This is a genomic window from Cohnella soli, from assembly GCF_042655525.1.
In the GTDB taxonomy this organism is placed as follows: domain Bacteria; phylum Bacillota; class Bacilli; order Paenibacillales; family Paenibacillaceae; genus Cohnella; species Cohnella soli.
Genome location: NZ_JBHSMI010000038.1, coordinates 1 through 1,270, shown reverse-complemented (window position 1 = coordinate 1,270; position 1,270 = coordinate 1). Strand labels below are relative to the sequence as shown.

Annotated in this window: 1 protein-coding gene; it reads left to right on the top strand. The window is 45.9% G+C overall.

What is annotated here, in order from left to right:
- Nucleotides 1-65 precede the first annotated feature (65 nt).
- Nucleotides 66-1,210 (top strand): IS3 family transposase gene (locus ACFPOF_RS23740; RefSeq protein WP_378137354.1). Its coding sequence is split into 2 segments (ribosomal slippage): nt 66-330 and nt 330-1,210, totalling 1,146 coding nucleotides; the frame shifts between segments, so codons are not numbered across the junction.
- Nucleotides 1,211-1,270 lie beyond the last annotated feature (60 nt).

Sequence of the window (1,270 nt, the reverse complement as noted above, 5' to 3'; positions counted from 1 at the left end):
TTGATCTTGCCCCGAATAGATGGACACAGAGAAACCCTCTATAATAAAAGGTGGAGGGAATTTCTATGGGGCAACGGAAGAAGTTTGACAAAGCATTTAAGGAGCAAGTCGTGCTGCGTATTCTCGCAAATGAATCAACTATTGTCGAGTCCGCCAAGGAGTTAGATGTTCACTACACGACGGTCCGAGACTGGGTAAGGTACTATAAACGGGATGGAGCTAATGCATTTCCTGGCAGTGGTAACTTGACGCCAGAAGAGGATGAAATGCGAAAGTTACGAAAGCAATTAGCTGACCTGAAGGAAGAGAATGAAATCCTAAAAAAGGCGGCGGCCTACTTCGCGAAAAATCTGAAGTAATTAAGTTCAAGTTTATCTACGAACACCGCTTCGAATTTCAGATTGCGAAGATGTGCCAGGCCTTGAATGTCTCTAGAAGCGGCTACTATGCCTATGTGAATCGGCCTGAGAGTAAACGTAGCCAAGAGAACCGTGAGCTGCTCAAAACGATTAAGGCCATCCATGAGTCCAGTCGGAGAGCTTACGGATCTCCGCAAATCACAAACAACCTACCACCCGATCAGAAAGCAAGTCGTGGCCGTGTCGCACGGCTCATGCAAAAGAATGGGATTCGGTCTAAAGTCGTCAAGAAGTATAAAGCGACAACCAACTCTGCTCACGATCTGCCGGTAGCTGAGAACCTACTCAACCAAGATTTTTCTGTAAGCAAACCCAATGAGAAATGGCTATCGGATATCACGTACATTCAAACCGCCGAAGGCTGGCTTTATCTCGCAGGTGTGATGGATCTGTACGGACGAAGACTCATAGGCTGGGCTATGGACAGTCGGATGAAAACTGAGTTGATCTCCGCCGCCTTAAAGCAGGCGATAGGCCGTGCAGGTTATCCAAAAGGAGTTATCATACATTCTGACCGTGGTGTTCAATATGCGAGCAAGGACTACCAGAAGCTGCTGGCTAAACACGAGTTCATCTGCAGTATGAGCCGAAAAGGCAATTGCCATGATAATTCTCCGATGGAATCCTTTTGGGGAAAACTGAAAATGGAATGGCTCAATGACTACACCTTTAAGAGTCGGAATGAGGCTAAGAAGGCCGTATTTGAATACATCGAGTTGTTTTACAATCGACGGAGAACGCATTCGGCAAATCAATATGTCCCGCCATTTAAGGTTAAATCTCCTGAATGACGTTAGGATAATGGATTTTCGAGGGTCATTCTTTGTGTCTACTCTTTCGATGCAAGGTCA